We start from the raw sequence: 7,190 nt of genomic DNA, 5'->3' as shown, positions 1-7,190 counted from the left end.
AAAGCTACCAATCAGGTTATTTATCGTATTCTTATTTTCTATGTCGGTGCATTAATTATCTTGTTTTCATTATCTCCATGGCGAGAAATTACTACAGGGAGCAGTCCCTTCGTTGCCGTCTTTGATACATTGAAAGGTTTCGAATTCACCATTCTAGGAAAAGCGTTCTCTTTCACGGGTATAATAGCAAACGTATTAAATGTAATCGTATTAACAGCGGCCCTATCAGTTTATAACAGTAGCGTGTATAGCAACAGCAGGATGCTTTTCGGATTAGCAAAGCAAGGCAACGCACCTAGATTTTTATCGAAGTTAAATAAAAACCATGTTCCGATAATGGCCATTTTGGTTTCGGCCATTTTTGCAGCCATCTGTATTGTTATCAATAAATTAATGCCTGAGCAGGCCTTGGGAATTCTCATGTCCTTAGTTGTATCTTCTTTGATCATTAACTGGATCATGATTAGCATTACTCACCTGTTTTTTCGCAAAGCAAAAAATGTTTCGCGGATAAAAACAAAGTTTCCGACTTTCCTGTATCCTTTTACAAACTATGTATGTTTATTGTTTTTAATTGGCGTTCTGGTGATTATGTGGCTTACAGGGATGAAAACACCTGTTGAGTTAATTCCCATTTGGTTACTTGTTTTGTATGTAAGTTATCTGATGGTGAAAAGAAACACTAAATAAAATAATGTCTACTCGTTGGAGACAAAAAGCCTTCAATGAAAGTTAAGCAGATAAAAAAGGCACAAATTTTAGAAAGTGTGCCTTTTTTCTTACATAGAGACCGTTCTTCCACCTCTCCCTAAACTGTTAAAGGCTCTGAATTTAAGTCCACTTTGAAAAGAAATAGGTGACGAATATAGATTACTTTTCATATTAGGTTCACTACCATCGGTTGTATAACGAATCGTTAAACCCGGAAGTTGAATGTTTGCATGCACTGTATTTTCGATTTTTTTAAGTCCAGGTGTCGGTATTCTGTATAAAAATCCCCCATTGTAAAAATCAAGTCGTGGTAATTCCCTTTTACCTACCGTGTTTAAAAATACGGACCAAGCCTGTAGATAAGATGCTTCAGCACCTTTTGATCCAACCTCATTGGCCCAGCTTGGATCGGGAGCCCAAGCGCGTTCTGCTAAACCTAGCAATTTGGGTAGGAGTAAATATTCCAAACGATCTTTATTGATTATTTTTTCACTCCATAAAGGCGCTTGAATTCCTACGATATGTTCCTTGCCAAATTCGGTGAGTTGTTCCTTCTTTACAAAATGATTTGCAGGAAGAATATTTCCCTTTTCGTCTTCAACCTGATTCTTATAATAATTAAAAGGAATGAATCGAAAAGGTTTTTCTATATCAACATATCCACCCCAATATTGCCCGATTTCAAAAAAGCTGGGATTATACGCTAAATCAAGATACATGTTAGTCACATTTGTAAGTATAACCTGGTATCCCGCATTTGCCAATTTATAAGCCAAATCTTCATTCCCTCCTAGGTTATTCCAAACGTCCAAATGAAAGTTGCTTTTAGCGAAGCGTTGCTCTACAATCATTTTTTTATTCCCTTTTTTATCGGTTACTTTACGTAATCCCGCCTCTTCCCAAGCTGAAAGATATAACTTTTTGGCGGATAGAAATTTTTGTAATTTATCAAAATAGTAATACCACAAATCGTCGACCGATTTTATTGTCGGATTATTAGTCATTAATTCCTGAACCGCCGGAGATTTCTCCCAAACCCCTGCGGGTACTTCGTCACCACCAAAATGAATAGTTTGAAGTGGCATTTCAGCTTCTTTATGCATATTGATCAATTCGTCGCTTACTTTCTCCAGAAATGTATAGGTGGATGGCAAAGCAACATTCATCACATTGTCATTGAAGCCTTGAACCGAACGATAATCGGACTGATCTGCTAAATCATGTAGTAAATATTGACGTCCTTCGTTTTCTTTACCCTGCGCTTTCAATCGTTGATATCGTGCATTCATTGCCTTAATTGCTGCGCGAGCATGTCCAGGTGTTTCGATCTCAGGTATTACGCGAATGTGTCTCGATTTAGCATAGCGTAAGATTTCTATGTAATCCTTTCGACTATAATATCCACCACCTGCCTTATTCGCTTTATCAGGACCCGATCCATAGGAAGGAAGCAAATGATCTAGTTCCTTTACGGTATGTCCTCGGAATGCGCCAACTTCTGTAAGTTCAGGTAAACCGGGAATTTCTAAACGCCAGCCTTCGTCTTCAACTAAATGAAAATGAAAAACGTTTAATTTGTACAGGGCCATTAAATCCAAAAGTTTAAAAATTTGCTCTTTTGGTTGAAAGTTTCTTCCCACATCCAGTTGGAAGGCTCGATGTTCAAATCTAGGTTGATCCTGTATACGAAGACAAGGCAAGGTGATATTAGTTTGGCTACCTTTATAGTAGTCAGGTTTCATAAGAGTTTTAACCGATTGTATAGCATAAAATGCACCTGCAGGATCACCCGCATAGATCTTGATATCTACGGGGGTTATTACCAGCTCGTATGTTTCCGGTGTTGTATAACCCCTTCTTTCGAATCGGACTGTGGCTCCTTGCTGATGGTTAGTCAATATTGCTTTGCAGTTTAGTTGGTTACACAGTTCGATAAAATGATTGGCTTCCTTCAACAGGCTTGAGTCTGCGTAAATTTTAACCTCTTTATCAAGTTTAAAGCTTCCCGTCGCAAGGGAATAGTTTTTAGGTGTCGGAAATATTGGTGGAATCGCCATACCGTCGACAGCTAAAATTTTTGAATTTTGGTCATAAATTTTAGCATTTAATGCAATTTCCTGCTTCTTAATGTATTGGGGGGTATCTAACGCGATGGGCAAGCCTATTCCTTTTGTAGAGTCCTGATTAAATACAACATAAAAGCCGTTTGGGAAATCGGTGATGTTACGAATTTTACGTGAAACCACTTGTACAAGGATTGAATCTCCCGGATCAACCTCCTTGAAGGAAGAATCGGGTGCCATTGAAAAAAGATCACCATTAACTTGTTCTATTTTGATATGGCTGCTGTCCAGGTCATTCGCATGCAAAGATCCTATGTTAAAATAGAGTTTCCAGTTTCCTTTTGTTAACGAATGATCGCTGTTATTGACAATGGTAAACGCTGATTCACTAGCTGTATTATGTGTTGAAGAGCTTTCAAGTAATTTCCATTTAAGGATCAATGGCTCACTTTTATCTGTAATGCTTTCATTGTTAGAGCATGCTAAAAAGAGAACAAAGTAGGCCGGAAGGAATAGATGGCTAATCTTCATGTAATAAGTTATTTGTCTTTTAAAGATCGGATTAATCTTCAATAATAGGATATTATTCAGACATTTTCAACTGTTTTTAATCTGGAATTCTGGGAATAACATGATATTAGGCGTAATTCAATTGTCTGCTGTCGTAGGAGAGGTCTCTTGTTCCGCTTGTTTTATTGCTCGTTCTAATATCTCGTCACGTCCTTCTTTCAAGGCTTTGTATGTAAGTTCAACCTTGATGTCAGGCACTACTCCAGCGAGATGGAGTTTATTGCCTGCATTATTTTTTACTAAGATCCCGGAAAAATATAACCGATATCCGCCGGGCAAAAGCAATGTATTAACAATTCCATTTGCACCAGCGGTAGGCTGACCGACAAGTGTCCCAAGTTTATAGTCCTTTACAATTTCAAGATAGGTTTCTAAGGAGCCAATTGTACGGGCATCGGTTAAAAAATACACGTTTGCCTTTATTTTTTTTTGTCTAGGATGAATTTGCTGTGTCAATATCTTGTAGCTAACATTTTGGAAATCAGGATACCTGATTTCCGGGATGTAAAGATGATAGTTGACATTTGAAGCAGTAGCGAGCTGCTCTAGTATTTGATTAAGTAGCTGAGCTGATGAAATAGTAGCGGGTGGGGTTCCCCTTAAGTCAAAAATGATCGCTTTTGCACGATCCATTTCTTGCAGAATATGAGGATTTGCTCCAACGTTTTTAGCAGTAAGATCGACATAGTAGAAGGCCTCGTTGATCCAACGAGCTGCCTGTCGTCGCTCCAAGAAGAACTCGTTTTGAGGACCAGGTAATAGCACACTTCTTGGAACTTGAATTTTTCTTTCACCTGCTGCCGTTCTTAACTTCAGTTTTACCGAACTGTGATTTGGACCATTGAATAATACAGCAAGTCCTTTTGATCGTTTCCATTGCTGTGATCCGGATATTAACGCTTCCTTTTTTGTAAGATACTCCGACGCAGATAGTCCATTGATACTTAGAATTTCATCACCTGGATGTATACGTTTTGAAAGGTCGTTGTCGATTACCCCTTTAACAAAAATCCTATTTTCTATCGCTGCGGCAAATAATGGTATGCTCGCTATAACCGACTCTTTTGTTCCATTGTAAAAATCAACACGACTCTGACCGTCATTTAATGGGACGGTTAATAATTGAAGTGTCTCTATGAAATCATGCTTACTGACGTCTGAAAAGACTTTTTGGACCGTTTGTTCAAATATGGAATCGGGAGAGGTAGCGGCATCCCCCCAATATGGGTAGAAATGTCTGAGCACATTCCAAGCTTTGATAAAACTCGCTAATCGGGTTTCAATTGTCTCTTTGGAGGTATCTGAAGGCATCTCGTTTGTACTATTCTGAAAAGTAGTAAGTAGGATGCTGTCAGCGGTTGGATAGGTGTGTCTCCCATCACTATATAAAGAAAGCGGAACAGATACACTTATACCGGATACTAACTCTTTTTTTATAACCTCACCCGCCTTTATCGCTCCATTAAAAAGCGGCTCTTGGCGTATTTTTCCTATCATAAATGCGTATTCGGTACGTTGAACAGTTGGATCTCGTGAAAAGTCGATTAATTCCACCAAACTGAGGTCAATCGGAATCAGCTTATTATCGTTATTTTGTATAAATAATTGTGGATTATCTATTTGAACATTTTCTATTAAAGGATCGATGAAACACCCAAATTGTATAAGGGGTAGGTCTATATCAATCGTCCCACGAAATACAAAACTCTCTTTTACCTCAACAATTGCCTTTCTTTCCGTATTCAATAGCCCTTGATTGGGTATTAGAGGGTAAGGACCTGCGAATAGATTGTCATTTTGATTATCCTTTTTTCGCTGGGCTGCTATATCCAAGGTGAATACAAACGGTCTTCCTTTGAACTGTTCCAATTGGAGTATTTTTGTAAGTGAAAAGTAGTTTAGCCGATGCGCTTTTTTTTCGTATTCTACTCTGCTATTTACGCGTACACTTTTATAAGGAGATGTTTCATCTGAATTGATGCCGAAACCTTGATGTTGCCAATAAACTAGTTGATCCTTTTTATGATTACTACGTGCGTCAAGTGGAAGGGATTCATCGATCTTGTCTGCGAAATCGATCCTAATTTGAGGTACGAGTGGACAAAATAAAGCCCGCAGTTCTGCTATTAATTCTTTGTCGTTTCTGGCAATAAACATCCGTTGTATGCCATACATTGAAATTGCATTCCAGCAGGAATCATTTTGCAGTTCATCAGCGGGATAAAAATACCTAACATAACCAACTAGTTTGCTAAAGGCTGTCAAATTTCGTGTTTGTTGCTTACTAGGTTGAGCGTAAGCAGACGGATAAAATTGTAGGCTAAGGATAAAAAGGATTACAAACCTATTCATGGGTCCTTGTTTTTAGCAAAAGATGATTTTATGACAAGTTTATAACCAATTGATAACTAATACAAAAATGAGCAGTAGAATTAACATTTTATAACATTTCGATCCGATGCTTTTTATTGTACGTTCAATATTTGTTTTGAAAATTCTATATTCGTTCGTGTGGATCAAGCTATATCTTTATGAATAAGAATATTGAAAAACTCTGTGAGATCGCTAGGAAAGAAGAAAGAAACATCATTGGACTTATGTCTGGCACCTCTTTTGACGGTCTTGATATCGCACTATGTCGGTTCAAAGGGAGTGGATTGAGGACCCAAGTGGAAGTATTGCATTTTGTTACGAAAGATTACGATGCTGTTTTCAAAGAAGACTTAAAATCAGTTTTTGCAAAAAGAAACGCGGACTTAGAGAAAATTACCCTACTGAACGCCTACATTGCTGATCAATACGCATCTCTGGTTTTGGCCTGTTTGAAAGAATGGCAAGTTAAAGTAGAGGACATTGATCTAATTGCAAGTCATGGGCAAACGATTTTTCACGCCCCAAAACACTTACATGGAAGGCCGGAATACGGTAATGCCACGATGCAGATAGGAGATGGAGATCATTTAGCTGTTAAAACAGGAACGATTACAATTAGCGATTTTCGACAAAAGCATATCGCAGGAGGTGGAGAAGGTGCACCTTTAGCAGTATATGGAGACTATTTGATTTTTGCCCATCCCAAAGAGAATAGGATTATGCTTAACATCGGTGGGATTGCAAACTTTACCTACTTACCGGCAGGCTCCTTGGCGGGAGGATTTTCTACCGATGTAGGCCCTGGAAATACATTGATGGATCAGTACGTTCAGCTCAAATTTCCTGGAATGTACTATGATAAAGATGCATTGATAGCTTCCGCGGGTATCGTTAACGAANCTACCGATGTAGGCCCTGGAAATACATTGATGGATCAGTACGTTCAGCTCAAATTTCCTGGAATGTACTATGATAAAGATGCATTGATAGCTTCCGCGGGTATCGTTAACGAAGAACTCTTAAAAGCTTTGTTGGATAATGATTTTTTTTATGCTCCCTTCCCAAAAACGACCGGACCTGAACTTTTTAGTTTGTCTTTTCTAGATCATGCTATTGAACGTTCTGGACAAACCAATTTAAACGACGCTGATATCATGGCAACCCTTGCACAATTTTCGGCAAAAAGTATAGCGGAAGCGATTATTTCACAAATAAATATCAAACAGTGCGAATTATATCTTAGTGGCGGCGGTATGCATAATCCTTTGTTAATTTGCCAGATTGAACATCTTCTCGGAAAAAAAATAAAGACAACGAAAGAATTAGGTGTTAATCCAGATGCAAAAGAAGCTGTGTTATTTGCATTATTAGCGAACGAGGCCGTTGCAGGAGGGCAAATTCACTTTGGAGGGATGCATAATTTACCCACTGTATCGATGGGGAAAGTTAGTTTTCCCTATTGATCGCTATAAA

Annotated in this window: 4 protein-coding genes; 2 read left to right on the top strand and 2 right to left on the bottom strand. The window is 38.4% G+C overall.

Features of this window, described 5'->3' with window-relative positions:
- The coding region (locus RYH73_RS23705) for an amino acid permease (RefSeq protein ID WP_335315978.1) at positions 1–690 on the top strand (690 nt) is incomplete at its 5' end.
- Between the two features lie 89 nt (positions 691–779).
- On the opposite strand, the gene RYH73_RS23700 is transcribed toward RYH73_RS23705, so the two are convergent.
- Positions 780–3,305, bottom strand: a complete 2,526-nt coding sequence (locus tag RYH73_RS23700; protein WP_335315977.1) for a family 20 glycosylhydrolase — start codon at positions 3,303–3,305, stop codon at positions 780–782.
- Positions 3,306–3,422: 117 nt separating this feature from the next.
- Positions 3,423–5,696: a S41 family peptidase gene (locus RYH73_RS23695; protein ID WP_335315976.1), complete on the bottom strand. Its 2,274-nt coding sequence runs from the start codon at positions 5,694–5,696 to the stop codon at positions 3,423–3,425.
- A 179-nt stretch (positions 5,697–5,875) separates the two neighbouring features.
- On the opposite strand from RYH73_RS23695, the gene RYH73_RS23690 reads away from it, so the two are divergent.
- Entirely contained in the window at positions 5,876–7,180 is a 1,305-nt protein-coding gene (locus RYH73_RS23690) for an anhydro-N-acetylmuramic acid kinase (protein ID WP_335315975.1), read from the top strand.
- Positions 7,181–7,190: the final 10 nt, after the last annotated feature.

Origin of the sequence: Olivibacter sp. CPCC 100613 (genome assembly GCF_036959255.1) — a bacterium.
Lineage (GTDB): Bacteria > Bacteroidota > Bacteroidia > Sphingobacteriales > Sphingobacteriaceae > Olivibacter.
Note: the sequence above shows the minus strand (reverse complement) of the source record. Positions and strands in the feature narration are given on the sequence as shown.